Annotated in this window: 16 protein-coding genes; 10 read left to right on the top strand and 6 right to left on the bottom strand. The window is 70.9% G+C overall.

Going from position 1 to position 17,669, the window contains the following annotated elements:
- Positions 1 to 65 precede the first annotated feature (65 nt).
- From G4Z16_RS31280 to G4Z16_RS31290, 3 genes are read right to left on the bottom strand one after another with little or no spacing between them, the layout of a single operon-like run.
- On the bottom strand, positions 66 to 866 hold the full coding sequence (locus G4Z16_RS31280; RefSeq protein ID WP_197353918.1) for an SDR family NAD(P)-dependent oxidoreductase: 801 nt from the start codon (positions 864 to 866) through the stop codon (positions 66 to 68).
- Positions 867 to 898: 32 nt separating this feature from the next.
- Positions 899 to 2,383, bottom strand: coding sequence for an aldehyde dehydrogenase family protein (locus tag G4Z16_RS31285; protein ID WP_246531166.1), 1,485 nt, complete (start codon positions 2,381 to 2,383; stop codon positions 899 to 901).
- Positions 2,380 to 3,579: a M20 family metallopeptidase gene (locus G4Z16_RS31290; RefSeq protein WP_246531167.1), complete on the bottom strand. Its 1,200-nt coding sequence runs from the start codon at positions 3,577 to 3,579 to the stop codon at positions 2,380 to 2,382. Before G4Z16_RS31290 ends, G4Z16_RS31285 begins: the two co-directional genes overlap by 4 nt.
- 239 nt (positions 3,580 to 3,818) lie before the next feature.
- Between G4Z16_RS31290 and G4Z16_RS31295 the strand changes: the two genes are divergently transcribed.
- A complete protein-coding gene (locus tag G4Z16_RS31295; protein WP_197353920.1) occupies positions 3,819 to 4,589 on the top strand; it encodes a FadR/GntR family transcriptional regulator in 771 nt (256 codons plus the stop codon).
- A 47-nt stretch (positions 4,590 to 4,636) separates the two neighbouring features.
- Here the strand turns inward: G4Z16_RS31295 and G4Z16_RS31300 are convergent, their stop codons facing one another.
- Positions 4,637 to 6,019 (bottom strand): FAD-binding oxidoreductase, encoded by a 1,383-nt coding sequence (locus G4Z16_RS31300; protein ID WP_197353921.1) that lies wholly within the window; start codon positions 6,017 to 6,019, stop codon positions 4,637 to 4,639.
- A gap of 227 nt (positions 6,020 to 6,246) precedes the next feature.
- On the opposite strand from G4Z16_RS31300, the gene G4Z16_RS31305 reads away from it, so the two are divergent.
- From G4Z16_RS31305 to G4Z16_RS31315, 3 genes are all read left to right on the top strand, one after another.
- Positions 6,247 to 7,158, top strand: coding sequence for an alpha/beta fold hydrolase (locus G4Z16_RS31305; RefSeq protein WP_197355046.1), 912 nt, complete (start codon positions 6,247 to 6,249; stop codon positions 7,156 to 7,158).
- A gap of 122 nt (positions 7,159 to 7,280) precedes the next feature.
- On the top strand, positions 7,281 to 8,015 hold the full coding sequence (locus G4Z16_RS31310) for a DinB family protein (protein WP_197353922.1): 735 nt from the start codon (positions 7,281 to 7,283) through the stop codon (positions 8,013 to 8,015).
- Positions 8,016 to 8,138: 123 nt separating this feature from the next.
- The gene (locus tag G4Z16_RS31315) at positions 8,139 to 8,678 is read left to right on the top strand and encodes a flavoprotein (protein WP_197353923.1); all 540 of its coding nucleotides are present in this window, start codon (positions 8,139 to 8,141) and stop codon (positions 8,676 to 8,678) included.
- A gap of 158 nt (positions 8,679 to 8,836) precedes the next feature.
- On the opposite strand, the gene G4Z16_RS31320 is transcribed toward G4Z16_RS31315, so the two are convergent.
- Both G4Z16_RS31320 and G4Z16_RS31325 read right to left on the bottom strand, forming a co-directional pair.
- Positions 8,837 to 11,176 carry a transketolase-like TK C-terminal-containing protein gene (locus tag G4Z16_RS31320; protein ID WP_197355047.1) on the bottom strand — a complete coding sequence of 780 codons (2,340 nt, stop codon included), beginning with the start codon at positions 11,174 to 11,176 and terminating at the stop codon, positions 8,837 to 8,839.
- Positions 11,177 to 11,376: 200 nt separating this feature from the next.
- Positions 11,377 to 12,282, bottom strand: coding sequence for an alpha/beta fold hydrolase (locus tag G4Z16_RS31325; RefSeq protein WP_197353924.1), 906 nt, complete (start codon positions 12,280 to 12,282; stop codon positions 11,377 to 11,379).
- 379 nt (positions 12,283 to 12,661) lie between these two features.
- Here G4Z16_RS31325 and G4Z16_RS31330 point away from each other — a divergent pair, with 379 nt between their 5' ends.
- The 6 genes from G4Z16_RS31330 (at position 12,662) to G4Z16_RS31355 (ending at position 17,466) form a co-directional block, all read left to right on the top strand.
- Complete coding sequence (locus tag G4Z16_RS31330; RefSeq protein ID WP_197353925.1) at positions 12,662 to 12,964, top strand: urease subunit gamma; 303 nt, start codon at positions 12,662 to 12,664, stop codon at positions 12,962 to 12,964.
- 35 nt (positions 12,965 to 12,999) lie between these two features.
- On the top strand, positions 13,000 to 13,350 hold the full coding sequence (locus G4Z16_RS31335) for an urease subunit beta (protein ID WP_197353926.1): 351 nt from the start codon (positions 13,000 to 13,002) through the stop codon (positions 13,348 to 13,350).
- A complete protein-coding gene (locus tag G4Z16_RS31340) occupies positions 13,340 to 15,073 on the top strand; it encodes an urease subunit alpha (protein WP_197353927.1) in 1,734 nt (577 codons plus the stop codon). The genes G4Z16_RS31335 and G4Z16_RS31340 overlap by 11 nt, the downstream gene beginning before the upstream one ends.
- Positions 15,074 to 15,139: 66 nt before the next feature.
- The gene (locus G4Z16_RS31345) at positions 15,140 to 15,802 is read left to right on the top strand and encodes an urease accessory protein UreF (protein WP_197353928.1); all 663 of its coding nucleotides are present in this window, start codon (positions 15,140 to 15,142) and stop codon (positions 15,800 to 15,802) included.
- 102 nt (positions 15,803 to 15,904) lie between these two features.
- Positions 15,905 to 16,627: an urease accessory protein UreG gene (gene ureG, locus G4Z16_RS31350; RefSeq protein WP_197353929.1), complete on the top strand. Its 723-nt coding sequence runs from the start codon at positions 15,905 to 15,907 to the stop codon at positions 16,625 to 16,627.
- Positions 16,628 to 16,866: 239 nt separating this feature from the next.
- Positions 16,867 to 17,466, top strand: a complete 600-nt coding sequence (locus G4Z16_RS31355) for an urease accessory protein UreD (RefSeq protein WP_425508136.1) — start codon at positions 16,867 to 16,869, stop codon at positions 17,464 to 17,466.
- Positions 17,467 to 17,669: the final 203 nt, after the last annotated feature.

Raw genomic sequence — 17,669 nt, forward strand, 5'->3', positions numbered from 1 at the left:
CTCCTTCTGTGCGCTGCCTGTGCTGCTGTTCGCTCACTCGGGTCCCGGGCCGCCGCCGGAACCGGTCATACGGACGGTTCGTAGCGTCCGTCCACCGCTGTCCAGCCGCCGTCCACGGACAGCACGCTGCCGGTGACGAACGTCGAGGCATCGGAGACGAGATACGTCACGGCACCCGCGATTTCCTCCGCGCCTGCCCAGCGTCCTAGGGCCGACGCCTGGGCGTAGGCGTCGTACCACTGGGGATCGGCGGCGATCTGGTCCGTCAGCGGGGTACGCACCACACCCGGCGCGACGGCGTTGAAGCGCACCCCGCGCGGTCCCCACTCCGCGGCAGCGGTACGCAGGAACTGCACCAGGCCCGCCTTCGAGGCCGCGTACACGCTCTGCCCCGCCTCGACCTGGAAGGCCCGCATCGATGTCAGGCCCACCACGCTGCCGCGGCCGCGCTCTGCCATCGCGGGTGCCACCGACTGCACGAGCGACAGATACGCGCGGAGGTTCAGCGCGACGACCCGCTCGAAGTCGGCGAGCGTGTAATCGGCGATCCTCTTGCGCACGTTGGCGCCGACGGTGACGACGAGTCCGTCCAGCACGCCCCACCCGGCCACGGCTTCCCGCACGGCGTCGTCGTCCAGCACATCGAGGAAATGCACGCTGACGGGGCCCGTGCGGGATCCGGGCGCGGGCGGCTCAGTGGCGGCCAGCCGCGCCGTCTCCTCCGCGCCCCGCACGTCCTTGTCGGCCACGAGCACCTCGGCGCCCTGCGCTGCCAGCGCCCGCACCGACTCCCTGCCGATGCCGCTGGCGCCGCCGACCACCGCCACCCGCCTGCCGTCGAGACGGAACAGGTCCGCATACCGCACCCTGGCCTCCTCTGCCGTCCCGCGTGCGGCGGTCACCGGCGGAACACCGCCATCCGCGTCACCGTCATCTCCTCGATGGCGAACCGCGGCCCCTCGCGGCCCGTGCCGGAGTCCTTCACGCCGCCGTACGGTGCGATGTCGCAGCGGTAGCCGGGCACTTCGTTGATCACCACACCGCCGGCCTCCAGCTCCTCGACGGCATCGAAAGCCGAGCCCAGGTCCCGGGTGAAGACCGCCGCGTGCAGCCCGTAGCGGCTGGCGTTGACCGTCGCGTACGCGGCCTCCAGATCCGGCACGGCCCGCAGACAGATCACCGGGCCGAAGATCTCCTCGTCCCACGCGGGCTCGCCGTCGGGCACGCCGGTCAGCAGCGTCGGCGTGATGCACCGGCCGCTGCGCGTACCGCCGTGCACGACCCGTGCGCCCGCCGCGCGGGCACGCTTGATCCAGGAGCACACGCGCTCCGTGGCCGCCTCGTCGATGAGCGCGGAGACGCGCGTTTCCTCCTCGCGCGGATCACCGACGACGATGTGCGGCAGCCGCTCCGCGATCCTCCGCTCCAGCTCCCCGGCGACCTTCTCCACGGCGATCACCCGCTGCACGGAGATGCACGCCTGGCCCGAGGCGTAGAGACCGCCGCGCACGACGGCGTCGGCCGCCGCGTCGAGATCGGCGTCCGCGGCCACGACCAGCGCCGCGTTGGAGCCCAGCTCCAGAACGACCTTGCGCGGCGCCGCCTGGCGCGCGATGCGGTGCCCGATCCCGGCGGACCCGGTGAAGGAGACCGCGGCGACCTCCGGGTGCGTCGTGAGCGCCTCGCCCACCGCGGCGTCACCGGTGACCAGCTGCACCGCACCGGCCGGTGCGCCCGCGGCCACCAGCTGTTCCCGTACGAGACGGACCAGCCACAGCGTGGCCAGCGGCGTCGCCGGAGCGGGCTTGACGATGACCGGACAGCCCGCCGCGAGCGCCGGGGCGATCTTGTGCGAGGCCAGCATCATCGGGTAGTTGAACCCGGCGACGCCCACGACGACGCCGACGGGACGGCGCGTCCAGTACCCCGTCATGCCGTCTCCGGAGGGGAGCCCGTCCAGCGGAACCGTCTCACCGTGCACATGGAAGACCTCGCCGGCCGCGGCCTCCCACGTGGCGATCGCCCGCACCACCTCGGTGCGGCAGTCCGCGCGGGGCTTGCCCGTCTCCAGTACGAGCAGGTCCTCCATGCCGCCGGCGACCTCCTCCAGCGCGGCGGCGACACCGGCGAGGACCTGCCTGCGCACCCGCGTCGGCATCTTGGCGATCCGCCTGCGCAGCCCCGCGGCATGCTCTGCCGCCCGCCGCGCGAGGGCCTCGTCGCCGACCGGGGCCGGAGCGACCTCGCTGCCGTCGTACGGGAAGCGCACCGGCTCGCTGAGGGCGGCCGGCACCCATTCCTCGCCGACGGGAAGCGAATCGGTCAGACCCTCCGGGAGCGAGACCACCGGCGCGGGAGGGCCCGGAGCGGGGGAGGCGTTCACCGCGGGCCCCCCTTCGTTCCGGCCGTCAGGAAGTGCCGGGCCGCTGCCGCGTAGACCCTCGCGTACTCGCCGATCTCCGCCACCTCGACGTACTCGTCCTTCTGGTGCGCGATCCACTTGCCGCCCGGCCCGTAGACCACCGTCGGCAGGCCTGCGTCACGCGTGAGGATGGTGCCGTCCGTGGTGCCGGGGACCGCGCCGATGGCGGGCTCCGAGCCGTGCTCGTCGCGGTGCCCGGCCATCAGCGCCGTGACCACGGGATGGTCCTCGTCGATCTCGACGGCGGGCCGGTCGTCGACGACGGTCAGTTCGACGGTCACACCCACGGTGCCGGCGACGTCGGCGGCCGCCTGTCGCACCCTGGTGATCAGCTCGTCGTGGTCGGTCCCCGGGACCGTACGCACATCGACGCCGACCATGCCGTGCGCGGGAATGACGTTCAGCTGGCCCGGGTCTCCCGCGTGCAGCACGGTCGGAGTGACCGTCACGGAGCCGGCGTGCCGGTGCTTGCCGAAGCGCCGCACCGCCCACGCCTCCACACCGGCCAGCGCCTCGATGATCCGCGCCCCGGCGACCAGGGGAGACCGTGCCTCCTGCGGCATCGCGCCGTGTGCCATCACCCCCGTGAGATCGAGGCGGATGCGGATGCCGCCGCGGGCCGAGGTGCACACCTCGTAGCCTTCGGGCTCGCACACGATGACGCCGTCCACCTCGGCCGCGGCCGGTGACGCGGCGAACGCCTTGGCGCCGAGCATCATCTCTTCCTCGTCGCACAGCACGCCCAGCACGATCCGGCCGGGGAACGGACCCGCCAGCTGCAGCCCCCGCACGCCGTGGATCATCGCCGCCAGACCCGATTTCATGTCGGCCGAGCCGCGCCCCCACAGCCTGCCGTCGCGGATCTCCCCGCCGTACGGATCGACGCTCCAGTCCTCCGTGCGCCCCTCCGTCACGACGTCGGTGTGGCCCTCGAACATCAGCGTCGGCCCGTCGCCGCCGCCTCCCTCGACGACGGCCACGAGGTTCGTGCGGCCCGGCGCGACCTCGATCACCTCGTGCTCCCAGCCGAACTCCGTGAACAGGCCCGCGAGAAGGCGGACGGCCGGACCTTCGACGTCCTGCGCCCCCGCGTCGCTCACCGTGCGCAGCCGCACCAGGTCGCGGGTGAGGCGGACGGCGGCCTCCGCATCGACCACCGGACTCGGTGGAGCAGCGGGAGGAGTATCTGGACCGGCACCGGGACCGGAATGCATGCGGCAACCTCCATGTGTCCTGGCCAGAGAGCCAGGAGACTGGTCAGACCAGTTGATTTCCCGTACTCTCCTAGGGCGCTCACGGGTCGGTCAAGGGGGTAGACGGCGCTCGTCCTTTCGGACCGGCGTCCGGCTCGGTGGGCAGCAGGCCGCAGCCGACCGGGACGACGAGGGGGAAGTACATGTCCGCCGAGGGAGCCATCTTCCGTCCGGTGGAGCCGGTGCGCGCGTATCAGCGTGTCGCGGAGCAGATCGAGGAGCGCATCCTCAGCGGCGATCTCCCGCCCGGTTCACGGCTCCCCGGGGAGCGCGAGCTCGTCAGCCAGTTCGCCGTCGGACGCTCGACCGTCCGCGAAGCCCTGCGCGTGCTGCAGTCCGCGGGGCTGGTGCGCTCCCGGCCGGGGGATCCGCTGGGTGCCGAGGTCCTCGGCGTCACCCCGGACAATCTCAGCCGAACACTCGGGCGCCTGGCCCGCTCCCACCTGTCGACCCTCGGCGAACTCGTCCAGTTCCGGATGGTGTTGGACGCCGAGAGCAACCGGCTCGCGGCGCGGCTGCACAGCGAGAAGGACCTGGTGCGCATGGAGGAGCAGATCGAGCGGATGGAGGCGCTCAGCACCGGCACGGCCGGGCTGCACGCGTTCAGCGAGGCCGATGCGCTCTTCCACCGGGCGGTCGCCGAGGCCAGCGGCAACTCGCTGCTCGGGCTGTGCGCACGTGCCGTTCACGATGCCGTCGTCGAGGTCATCGAAGGCAAGATCGCTGCCGCCAGCGAGACCACGGTGTGGATGGAACGCTCCATCGCCCACCACCGGCAGGTCCTGGCCGCGGTCCGCGACGGTGACGCCGAGCTCGCCGCCCGACTGGGACGTCAGGCGCTCTACGACTACTACGCCGACCATGTCGAGGAAGGCACCCGCCGACTGCTCAGCGCGGCACTCGACGAGCAGTGACGTGACCTTCCTGGCTGTCGCTGAGGACGGGGGAGACCGGGAGCCGTTCAGGCGGCCGGATGGATGTTGTGGTTGAGCCGGAAGACGTTGTCCGGGTCGTACTCGGCCTTGACCGCGGCCAGCCGCCGGTAGTTCTCGGGCCCGAAGCCGGCGACGACGCGGTCCCGTCCTTCCTGGCCGATGAAGTTCAGATAGACGGCGCCGCTCGCCCAGGGCTTCATGTCGTTGCGCAGGTCGCGGGCCCATTCCTTGGCGCGTGCGTCGTCGGCGGGATCCGACCAGAGACCGAACGGGTGCACCGTCCATGCGGCACTGCGCCAGGGCAGCGGATACAGATCCGCGTCCCGCCCGACCGCGCCGCCCTGCGGGAAGAGGACATGCTGCGACGGTGAGGGCATCACCATGTCGTCGGCCCGTGCGCAGAAGAGGTCGACCGCCTCGTCGGGGAAGGTGTCGAGGTGCTCCGCCGACCAGTAGTTGCGGTAGCCGGGCGGGTCGTCCAGCATGCTCTGCACCTGCGCGTACGGCATCTGCGCGAGCAGCTCTCCCGTGTGCCCGAGGCCGAGCATCGGCGCCATGACGTCACGGGCCTGCGCCTCCTGACCGGTGTAGGTGATCAGCGCTACGCATGCGAGCTTCCCCACCAGATCCTCCGGGACGAAGGGCTCCTCGCCCCCCATGAGGTAGATCAGGCCTCCGCCGACCTGGTCGGGTGCCGCATCGATGAAGTCACGGTAGGCGCGCGCCACTTCGGGACCGGCATCCGGCGGCCACATCAGCAGGGCGGTGGTCAGGGCGGGCAGCGGATGCAGTCGCAGAGTCAGGGACGTCGCCACGCCGAAGTTGCCTCCGCCGCCGTGCAACGCCCAGAACAGTTCGCTGTTGTTGTGGCCGGTGGCCCGCACGAGATCGCCGTGGGCGGTCACGAGCTCGACGGCCAGCAGGTTGTCGCAGGCCAGGCCGAAGGCACGCTCCAGCCAGCCCGAGCCTCCGCCGAGAACGAATCCGCCGACGCCGGTCGTGGAGACCCGTCCGCCGGTCGTGGCCAGTGCGTAGGGCTGGGTCGCCCTGTCGAGATCGGCGATGGTGGCGCCGCCGCCGACGCGCACGGTGCGTGCACCGGGATCGACGGTGACGGAATTCAGATGGCGCAGGTCCACGACCAGGCCGTCGGAGATCGAGTTGCCCGCAACGCTGTGACCTCCGCCGCGCACAGCGATCTGCAGACCTTCCAAACGGCCGTACTCGATGGCCCGGGCGACCTCTGCCTCGTTGCGGGGCAGAGTGATCACGGCGGGGAAGCGGTCGATCATGGCGTTGAAGACGGGCCTGGTCTCCTCGTAGGCCGGATCGTCGGGGGTGAGGATTTCGCCCGTGAACCCCTTGCGCAGGTCGTTCAGAGCGCTGTCGTGCAGCATCCGGGACGGCATCGTGTCCCCCTTCCTCCCACCTTCGACCGTAACGCTCGGCGGTGGGCGGTCCCGGCCCGTGCGTGATCGCGGAATGCGGGGAGGAGCGGTGATCAGGAGCGCCGGCCCGCAGGCAGCGGCATGTGCCGTCGCCCGGGCGCGTCGGGATCCGCCCCCTCCGGCACCGGTGCAATATGAGGAAAATCGATCAGCAGGCCGCATACGGGCCCGAGGAGGGCGGAGAGATCATGGCGGAAGTGCACCACCGATTCGTCACTGTGCAGGGTCGGCAGCTCTTCTACCGGGAGGCCGGACCGCGCGACGCACCCGCCCTCGTTCTGCTGCACGGCTTTCCGACCAGCTCGTTCATGTTCCGCCACCTGATCCCGGCGCTGGCCGACCGCTACCGCGTCATCGCCCCCGACCACCTGGGCTTCGGCTACTCGGACGCGCCGTCCGTCGACGACTTCGACTACACCTTCGACGCGCTCGCCGATCACACCGCCGGCCTGCTCGACCAGCTCGGCGTCACGCGGTACGCCATGTACGTCCAGGACTACGGCGCCCCGATCGGCTGGCGCCTCGCACTGCGGAACCCGGACGCCGTGACAGCACTGGTGAGTCAGAGCGGCAACGCCTACGAGGAGGGCTTCGTCCAGGAGTTCTGGCAGCCGATCTTCGCCTACCAGCAGGCCCCGACGCCGGAGAACGAAGCGGCCCTGGTCCCGGCACTGAGCCTCGACATGATCAAGTGGCAGTACGTCACCGGGGTCCCCGACGAGACGCGGGTCGACCCCGACACCTGGCACCACGACCACCAGATGGTCTCCCGACCCGGCAACGACCGCGTACAGCTCAAGCTGTTCCGCGACTACGCCACGAACGTTCCGCTCTATCCGCGCGTCCACGAGTACCTGCGCGACAGGCGCCCGCCGCTGCTGGCCGTCTGGGGCCGGAACGACCCCATCTTCGGGCCCGACGGCGCCCGTGCCTTCGCACGCGACCAGCCCGACGCCGAGGTGCACCTGCTCGACGGAGGCCACTTCCTCCTGGAGTCGGCCCTGGACGAGACCGCCGGCCTGATCCGCGCGTTCCTCGGCAGCCACCTCAAGGAGCTCCAGCGCGCGGGTGCGAACGGAGGACGCCCGAGGCGGTCCTGAGAGGTGGTGCCGCACAGCTCACGTCCGCCGTCCAAGGAAAATCGGTCGCGCCTCGTGAGGGGAGCCGTTAACTTCCGCCTGGGCGCGGTTCGGCACGAATCGCCCGCGAAGGGGGAGTGGGCATGGGGACCGAGGGCGCGCGGACCGACCGACTGAGCATGGTGCTCGACCAGTTCGACCACGCCAGGGAGATGGCCCAGGTGCGGCTGACCGGGCTCAGCGACGAGGAGTACCTGTGGGAGCCGGTGCCCGGGTGCTGGTCCATCCGGCGCCGCGGCGAGGCGGCGACGTCCAGGGCGTTCGGGCCCGGCGAGTGGGTGCTCGACCTGGGCGCCCCGGACATCCCGGCCGGCGAGTACGCCGAGGTGGCCCGGCAGGCCGCCGGCGGCATGAGCGTCGCCAAGATCGCGGATGACTGGAGCGTGAGCGTCGAGCGGGTCGAGCAGGTCCTCGCTCACACCGGCACGCCGGAGCCGGACGAAACACCGGTCACGACCATCGCGTGGCGGCTGGGGCACCTTCACTTCTGCTTTGCGGGCGGCTGGGAGTGGGCCTTCGGCGAGCGGCGGCAGGAGCCGAAGCTGCTCGTCGACTTCACGCCCTCAGCCGCCCTGGCACTCGAGCGCTTCTGGGCGGTGACCGACCGCTGGCGCGAGAGCGTCGCCGCCGTCACGGAGGAGCAGCTCGACACGGTCGGCTTCTCGCAGTACCCGTACGGGTCCGACCCCGACGAGCCGTTCATCAGTGTGCTGTTGGGGGCCAACCTCGAACTCATCCACCACATGGCCGAGATCGCGCTGCTCCGCGATCTGTGGCGGGCCGGTCGCATCAAGCCGGGCTCAGCAGCGCTCGCATGAGGCACTTCTCCGAGCTGTCCCGAGCCGCGATCTGACGTTCTCCGGCTGGGGGTTGGAAACGCTCGGCAATCGGCCTCCGACACGGGCCGGTTCGGGGACGTTCCGCTGTGGTGGGATACCTGCATGGCTTCCCGAGTGCTGCACCTCCTGGGCTCCGCCGCGCCGCCCGTGGTCGACCTGGTCGACATCGTCTGGCGTGCGCAGACCGACGGTTGGACCGTATGCGTCGGCCTGACACCGACGGCCGCCGAGTGGATAAAGGGCCAACTGTCCGCGCTCGAAGGGCAGACCGGGAATCCGGTACGCAGCACTCCGCGGAAATTCGGCGAGCGCGAGATGTGGCCCCGCGCGGACGCCACGATCCTGGCACCTGCGACGCTCAACACCGTCAACGCGAGCGCACTCGGACTCACGACGAACTTCGTCACGGGTCAGGTGGCCGAGGCCATCGGCAGGCGGTGGCCGCTGGTCGTGATGCCCTGCGTCAACAGCGAGTACGCCACCCACCCGCAGTTCGGTCCGAGCATGGAGACGCTGCGGAACGCCGGGGTGCGAGTGCTGTTCGGTGAGGGCGGCTTCCAGCCCGATCCGCCGGGGGAGGGCGACCGTAGGGCCTACCCGTGGGCGCTCGCGCTGGACGCGGCCCGGTCCCTGGCGAAGTAGCGTCGGCGTGGCCGATGTGGCCGACGGTGCTCAACTCCCGCTGAGCAGGACCAGTTCACACGGTGCCTGACCTGCGCACCGTCGGCGACCGGGCCGGAGCGTGACGTCGGCCCGCACAGCCAAGCGACGCCCGCCCCTGATCGCCTCGGCCCTTGAAGTCAGTCCGCCAGGTCCAGCGCCGCCGCGACGATGCCGTCCGCGTCGATCCCGTGATGCCGGTGGACGTCGGCAAGGTTGCCGCTCTGCCCGAAGCCGGTCACCCCGAGGGCGCGGGCAGGCACCTCGTTGATGCCTGCGAGGAACGCCAGGGTGTGCGGATGCCCGTCGAGGACGGTCACCAGCGGACGCGCACGCTCCCGGGGGAAGGTCTGATCGAGGATCCAGTCCGGACCGTCCTGCAGACCCTGCCGCGCCTGAACGGCACGGAAGAGCAGGTCGGGGCTGGTCACGCAGACGACGTCCGCGCCGACGCCGAGCCCTTCCAGGCGGTCCGCCGCCGTGAGCGCCTCGGTGACCATCACACCGGCCGCTGCGATCGTCAGCGAAGGATTCTCGTGCCTGCGCAGCAGGTAGCCGCCGGCCACGGACTGCCTGCGCCGCCGCTCCCGCGCCGCCGAGTCGTCCGGCACGGCGGCGAGCGCCTGGTCCACGGGGCGGGTGGACAGTCGCAGATACGTCGAACTGCCGCCCGCCTTACCGAGGTTGGCCAGGCCCGCGAGCAGGCACCATTCCAGATCGAGGGCGAACGCCGGTTCATACGCGGTGCATCCGGGCTGCTCCAGGCCGATCGAGGGTGTGATGACCGACTGGTGGGCACCGCCCTCCGGTGCGAGGCTCACCCCCGACGGCGTCCCCACGAGGATCGACTGACCGCCCGCATACATCCCGAACGACCACGGTTCCAAGGCCCGGCCCACGAACGGGTCGTAGACCACGCCGATCGGCAGCAGAGGCGTGCCCCAACGGCTCCACGTGGCACCCAACTCACCCAGCAGCCCGACCAGGTTGGTCTCAGCGATGCCGAGCTCGATGTGCTGCCCGGCCGGTTGCTCACGCCAGTGGAGGATCGTCTCGGCGTCGTCGTCGAACCAGTCCCGGCGCTGCGTTGCCGACCACGTTCCGACCTTGTTGAGCCAGCCGCCCAGGTTCGTCGTCGAGGCGACGTCCGGGCAGACGGTCACCACGTGTCCTGCTGCCTCGGGGGCTTGCCGTGTCAGGTCGAGCAGGGCCCTGCCGAGGGCCTGCTGGGTCGAGCCCTTCCCGGACGGTGTGCGTCCGAAGTCCGCGGGAAGCGCGGGGGGTTGCTGCGGCGGCGCGTCCTGGCGGCGCAGCTTCGCCGCGGTGCGCTCGCACAACTCGGCCTCGGCGCTGCCGGGTTGGAAGCGGGCCCACGGCGCGTCCGCGTCGGCGCCCACGCGTGCCGCGAGTTCCTGCATCTGCTCACCGGTCAGCAGCGCCGAGTGGTTCTGCGGGTGCCCGGCGGTGGGCAGCCCGTGGCCCTTGACGGTGTAGGCGAAGACGACGGTGGGCCGGGTGTCGTCGATGCGGGAGTAGGCATCGATGAGTGCCCCGAGGTCGTGGCCGCCGAGGTTCCGCAGCAGGTTGACCACCGAGTCGTCGTCGAGCCCGGCCAGCAACTGCGCGATCGCCTTCTGCCCCGGCCCGGATCCGGGCAGCCGCTCCCTCAGTTGCTCCGCGGAGCAACGCAGCAGCCGCTGATACTCGGGGTTCGTCATCTCATCGATGCGGGCGCGCAGCGCGTCCCCGTCCGGCCGCGCGAACAACTCCTCCAGCAGGCGCCCGTACTTGACGGTGATGACCTGCCATCCTGCCGCGTCGAACATGCCCTGCAGGCGGGTCGCCGAGATGTTCGGCACGACCCGGTCCAGGGACTGACGGTTGAAGTCGACGATCCACACGATCTCACCCAGGTCGGTCACCGCCGGGTCGAGCACCGCCTCCCAGCAGGCGCCCTCGTCGAGTTCGGCGTCCCCCAGCAGCGAGTACTGCCGGCCCGAACTGCCGCCTCCGAAGCGTCCGTTCACATACCGGCGCGCGATCGCACCCCAGATCGGCGCCGTCGCACCGATGCCGACCGACCCGGTCGAGTAGTCGACAGGGTCCGGGTCCTTCTCGCGGCTCGGGTAGCTCTGCAGACCGCCGTAGCTGCGCAGCGTCGTCAGGTACGACTCGTCCAGCTCACCCAGCAGGTAGTTCACCGCGTGCAGGACGGGGGAGGCGTGCGGCTTGACCGACACGCGGTCGTCGCGGCCGAGTTCGTGGAACCACAGCGCCGTCATGATCGACGTCATGGAGGCGCTGGAGGCCTGATGGCCGCCGACCTTCAGCCCGGACGGGTTCGGGCGGACGCGGTTGGCGTGGTCGATGACCGATGTCGCCAGCCACAGCACGCGCTGCTCGACCGCCGTAAGGGTCTTGAGGTCCTGCCCGCCGTTGCGCCGAGCATCCGCGTCGGTGGCCGGGGCCGTCCCTGTCATGTCGTCCGTGGTCTTCATGCCGCCCGTCCGAAGCATTCGAAGTCAGCAGATTGCCTCAATATGAGAGCAGGGTGATGATGACCGCACAATCACGGCACACTCCATTGCGCAATCTGCCCAGCGAGCGGGCCGGTAGTGGCGGCGGGATTGAGCATAGTGACAGGTGAAGTGCCCCTCGGCTGGCTCAACGCCACCGCGGTTCATGCTCGGTCCTGCACTCCGCTGAGGAAGCTCCGCAGACGCTCCGTTGTCCCGGACGGGGCTTCCTCCGGCAGGTAGTGGTCGCAGGGGAGTGCTTCGCCCTGTACCTCGGTGGCGTACTCCCGCCACACGGTCTCGACGTCGTAGTGGTGTCCGACGAAGCTGGACTCTCCCCAGAGGGCCAGCAACGGAACTTGGACTCGCCGGCCCGCGTCGGCGTCCTCGTCGTCGTGCACGAGGTCGATGGAAGCCGCGGCCCTGTAGTCCTCGCACGAGGCGTGAATGGCTGCCGGGTCGCTGAAGCAGCGCACGTACTCGTCGAGCGCGCCAGGAGAGAAGGGTGTGCCGCCCTGATGGCGCGAGCCCACGCGCGCCCGAATCCAGAAGTCGGGGTCCTTTCCGATCAGATGCTCCGGGATGCCGTTCCCGGCGATGAGGAAGAACCAGTGGTAATAGCCGCGTCCGAAGTCGGCGTCGGCGTGCCGGAAAACATGCCGGGTGGGCACGATGTCAAGGACGGCCAGCGCGGAGACGGCCTGGGGGTGGTCGAGCGCGAGGCGGTGGGCGACTCGTCCGCCGCGGTCGTGCCCTGCGACGGCGAAGCGTTCAAATCCGAGTTCACGCATGACCAGCAGTTGATCGCGTGCCATGGCCCGCTTCGAATACGGGAGGTGCCATTGGTCGCTGGCCGGCTTGGCGCTGTCGCCGTAGCCGCGAAGGTCCGTGAGTACGACGGTGTGTGTGGCGGTCAGCTGTGGAGCCACGTGATGCCAGATCATGTGGGTCTGGGGGTAGCCGTGCAACAGCAGGAGCGGCGGTCCGTCCCCCGCAGTGCGTACGTTGATCCGTACGCCGTCCGCATCGACGGTGCGGTGCGTGAACTCCGGGGGAAGCAGATCGCTCATGACCCCATCACAGCAGCCCGGATCCTTGTGCGTCCAAGACCAGTTGGTACGCCGCTTGGAATCTGCTGATCTGCGGGCTCGTGCAGTGCGCGACGCCCTTCCATCAGGGTTCTGACGTCCTTCCATCAGGGTTCTGGGGTGTGCGCTGCCTGCAGTCGGTCCGGCTCGGCCGCAGCCGGAAACTCCATGTCCTCGCCCCGGACACGCAACCCGCACCGGCACGGAGTGCCGCCAACGATCCGTGACCGGGCGGCTGCGTCAGGGGTTGCCGCCGTTTCCAGCGTTAACGCCACTGAAACGCTCCCGGCATAGCCTGCCTCGACCTGCGGGGCCATGTCCCGGCCATGGGGGAGAGGCGAAGAAGGGCGGAGCGGAGACGATGCAGCTGACACCGCATGAGCAGGAACGCCTGCTCATCCATGTTGCCGCCGACGTCGCGGCGCGGCGGAAGGAACGCGGCGTACTGCTCAATCACCCGGAGGCCGTCGCACTGATCACCTCCCACGTGCTGGAGGGGGCAAGGGACGGTCGGTCGGTGACCGAGCTGATGGATTCGGGCCGCCAGGTTCTCAGCCGGGACGACGTCATGGACGGGGTTCCCGAGATGCTCGGCGACGTGCAGGTCGAGGCCACTTTCCCGGACGGCACGAAACTCGTCACCGTCCACCGGCCCGTCCCGTGACCCGGACCTGGCAACAGCGGAAGGAGCGCCGCAACGTGATACCGGGAGAGATCCTCCACGGCGATGACCCGGTGACGCTCAACGAGGGCGCCGAGATCACCTGGCTCACTGTGCTGAACGCCGCCGACCGGCCCGTACAAGTCGGCTCGCACTACCACTTCGCGGAGGCCAACCCCGGATTGGAGTTCGACAGGCCCGCCGCCCACGGCCGGCGCCTGGCCATCGCCGCGGGAACGGCCGTGCGGTTCGAGCCCGGCATCCCTGTCGAGGTCGCCCTCGTCCCGATCGGCGGCCGGCGCGTGATCGCCGGGCTTCGCGGTCAGACAGGCGGACCACTCGATGACGGCGGATCCGCTCCCGGCGACGGAGATGCCCATGACCGATGAGGGCGGCGTGATCCCCCGGGCCGTCTACGCGGAACTGTTCGGCCCGACCACCGGCGACCGGGTACGGCTCGCCGACACCGACCTCATCGTCGAGGTCGAGGAGGACCGTAGCGGCGGGCCGGGACGGGCGGGGGACGAGGCGGTCTTCGGAGGCGGCAAGGTCATCCGTGAATCCATGGGCCAGGCGCGCACGACACGCGCCGAAGGTGCGGCCGACACCGTCGTCACAGGTGCACTCGTCCTCGACCACTGGGGCGTGATCAAGGCGGACGTCGGCATCCGGGACGGCCGGATCACCGCGCTGGCAAAGGCCGGGAACCCGGACACCATGGACGGCGTGCACCCCGCCCTCGTCATCGGGCCCGAAACCGAGATCATCGCCGGGAACGGCAGGATCCTCACCGCGGGTGGCGTCGATGCCCACGTCCACTTCGTATGCCCGCAGCTCATCGACGAGGCGCTGGCCTCCGGAGTCACGACGCTGCTCGGGGGCGGCACGGGACCGGCGGAGGGCAGCAAGGCGACCACAGTGACACCCGGTCCGTGGCACCTGGCCCGGACCCTCGCCGCCATGGACGACATGCCCGTCAACGTGGGGCTGCTGGGCAAGGGGAACACCGTCTCCCACGACGCGCTGCACAGCCAACTACGGGGCGGCGCCGTGGGATTCAAGATCCACGAGGACTGGGGAGCGACCCCCGCGGCCATCGACGCGTGCCTCACTGTCTGCGAGGAAACCGGCGCACAACTCGCCATCCACACCGACACGCTCAACGAAGCAGGTTTCGTCGGAGACACCCTGGCCGCGATCGCGGGCCGAGGCATCCACGCGTATCACACAGAGGGTGCTGGAGGAGGCCACGCACCCGACATCATCACCGTCGTCGGACAGCCCAACGTGCTGCCCTCCTCGACCAACCCCACCCGTCCCCACACCGTCAACACGGTCGACGAGCACCTCGACATGCTGATGGTCTGCCACCACCTCAACCCCGCCGTCCCCGAGGACCTCGCCTTCGCCGAGTCCCGGATCAGGCCGTCCACCATCGCCGCCGAGGACGTCCTGCACGACATGGGCGCCATCTCGATCATCTCCTCCGACTCCCAGGCCATGGGCCGCATCGGCGAAGTGGCCCTGCGCACCTGGCAGACCGCGCACGTGATGAAGCAGCGACGCGGGCCCCTGCCCGGCGACGGCCGCTCCGACAACACACGCGCCCGCCGCTACGTCGCCAAGTACACGATCAACCCCGCCGTCGCGCAGGGACTCGACGCAGAGATCGGTTCCGTCGAGCCGGGCAAGCTGGCTGACCTGGTGCTGTGGGAGCCGGCCTTCTTCGGTGTGAAGCCTCAACTCGTCCTGAAGGGCGGGCAGATCGCGTACGCGCAGATGGGTGACGCCAACGCGTCCATCCCCACACCCCAACCCGTGCTGCCCCGGCCCATGTTCGGGGCCATGGGCCGCGCTCCGGCCGCGAACTCGCTCAACTTTGCAAACGCTGCCGCGCTGGAGGACGGGCTGCCCGAACGACTCGGCCTCGGCAAGCAGTTCGTCGCCGCACGCGACACCCGCGCCGTCACGAAGTCGGACATGCGCGGCAACGATGCGCTCCCCGACGTCGCGGTCGATCCCGACACCTTCACCGTCACCATCGACGGCGAAACCGTCGACCCGGCTCCCGCTGCGGAACTGCCCATGTCCCAGCGCTACTTCCTCTTCTGACGCGGCTGCACGGAAGGACGCGCAGATGACCCGCACCGCAACCAACACACCGGCCAGGGCCCCGAGATGACCACGGCAGCCCTCCTCGTACTCGCCGACGGGCGCTTCCCCGCCGGGACACACGCACATTCCGGCGGAGCCGAAGCCGCAGTGCGGGCAGGCCGCATCGTCGACTCCGCCACGCTTGCGGACTTCTGCCTGGGCCGCCTCCACACGGCAGGGCTGGTCGCCGCGGGCCTCGCCGCCGCTGCCGCCGGAGGTCACGACCCACTCGATCTCGACGAGGCGGCCGACGCGCGTACTCCGTCACCTGCCCTGCGCCGCACGTACCGAAGGCTCGGCCGCCAGATGATGCGGGCGGGCCGTGCGGCATGGCCGTCGGCGACGCTCGACGACCTGGCGCAGGCACGTCCGGGCGGTGCGCACCAGCCCGTGGTACTCGGCCTCGTGGCCCGCGCTGCCGGACTGACACCGATGGATGCCGCCCACGCCGCCGCGTACGACGCCGTCTCGGCGCCGACCACCGCAGCGGTGCGGCTTCTCGGCCTCGACCCCTTCGAAGCCACCTCGGTACTCGCCCGGCTTGCGCCATCCGTCGCCGGGATCGCCGGCGAGGGGGCACGGGCCGCGCATGGCGGCATCGACGCAATCCCGGCCGCTGCCGCGCCGATGCTGGAGATCACGGCGGAAGACCATGCCACCTGGCCGGTGCGCCTCTTCGCTTCGTAGACCCGCTCCGAGTCGGCCACGGCCACGTCGCGTCGTCCCTCGCCACAAGTACCCGACGAGCCACACCACTTCAGCACACAGTTCGAGCAAGGAGCCGCCGCAATGCATCTCGATCAACCCGCCCCGTTCCCGCAGCGGCACACCCACAGCGCCCGGCCGGACGGCGCAGTCGCTCGCCCCGACGGGGCGCGCAGGGCCCTGCGCATCGGCCTCGGCGGGCCCGTCGGCTCGGGGAAGACCGCCACCGTGGCGGCGCTCTGCCGCGTGCTGCGCGAGGAGTTCTCGCTCGCAGTGGTCACCAACGACATCTACACACGGGAGGACGCAGCGTTCCTGCTCCGCGCCGCCGTGCTGCCGCCCGAGCGGATCGCCGCCGTCGAGACCGGTGCCTGCCCTCACACAGCCATCCGCGACGACATCTCCGCCAACCTGGAAGCGGTCGAGGACCTGGAGCAAGCCGCGGCCTCCAGCGGTGGTCTCGACCTGGTCCTCGTCGAGTCCGGGGGCGACAACCTCACCGCCACCTTCTCCAGGGGCCTCGTCGACGCTCAGATCTTCGTCATCGACGTGGCGGCCGGTGACGACATCCCCCGCAAGGGCGGCCCCGGCATCACCACCGCGGACCTCCTCGTGATCAACAAGACCGACCTCGCCCCGCACGTCGGCTCCGACCTGGCCGCCATGGCCCGGGACGCGGAGGCACAGCGGGGCAGCCGCCCCGTCGCCTTCACCTCGCTGAAGGCCGAGGACGGCGTGACCCCGGTCGCCGACTGGACGCGTGCCCGGCTCTCGGCCTGGCAGAAGCAGGAGACCGTGACCGCGTGAGCGGCACAGCAGGCGAGGGCAGCACAGCGCCGACGGCCGAGGACGACAGCGCGAGAGCCCGAGCAGCGTGGCCTCGCGCTTTCGCCGTGCGGGCCGGTGCCCGCGTCACAGCTGTGGCGGACGGCCGCGGCGGTACCGCAGTCCCTCTGGTCAGCGGTACGGGACCGCTCACCCCGCGCCTCACGCGAGCCGCCCGGGACGCTGCGGAAGGCGAAGCACGAGTCACCCTCGTCGGCGCCATGAGCGCCCCACTCGGCGGCGACCAACTGACCCTGGACGTACGGGTCGAGGCCGGTGCCAGGCTGCGGATGGACACCGTAGCGGCCAGCGTCGCACTGCCTGGTCGCGGCGGTGACGCAGCTCGATACGACGTGCGGCTGACCGTGGGCGAGCACGCACAATTGCGGTGGCTGCCCGGGCCTCTCATCTCGGCCTCACGCAGCGACCTGCGTCAGACCGTGCACGTCGAACTCGCCCCCACCGCCCGTCTCGAGCTGCGGGACGTATTCGTACTCGGGCGCACCGGTGAGGAACCGGGGCGTCTCACCACCAGGGTCAGCGTCAACCGTGGCGGCCGCCCGCTGCTCGACCAGCAGCTCGACATCGGAGCGGGAGCCCCCGGGTGGGACAGCGGTGCCGTACTGGGCGGGCACCGTGCTGTGGGGCAACTGCTCCTCGTGGACCCGGACCTGGCCCGTGATCCGGCGCCGCCGTGCCTGCCGGGACCCGACGCCGTCGTCACGCCCGTGGAAGGACCGGCGGTGCTCGTCACCGCGCTCGGCGCGGACGCCCTGGCCGTGACGCCGCTGCTGAGGTGGCCGCCGACGCCCGCAGAGTGACAGGCCGCGCCTCGGTCACGCGTCACCCGCCGCGCCGAACGCCGGCTGCGCCTCCGGCGGGTACGCCATGCGGACGGGGGTGGGCGAGTGACGGCGGGCGAGGTCACCAACTTGCCGCAGCATTGCGGGAATCGGGCCCTGCGAGGGCTCCAGCCAGGACCCCTCGCGGTTGTCCCCGCAGCCACGCCGTACTCGTCCCACCC

It is taken from the genome of Streptomyces bathyalis, assembly GCF_015910445.1.
GTDB classification, from domain to species: domain Bacteria; phylum Actinomycetota; class Actinomycetes; order Streptomycetales; family Streptomycetaceae; genus Streptomyces; species Streptomyces bathyalis.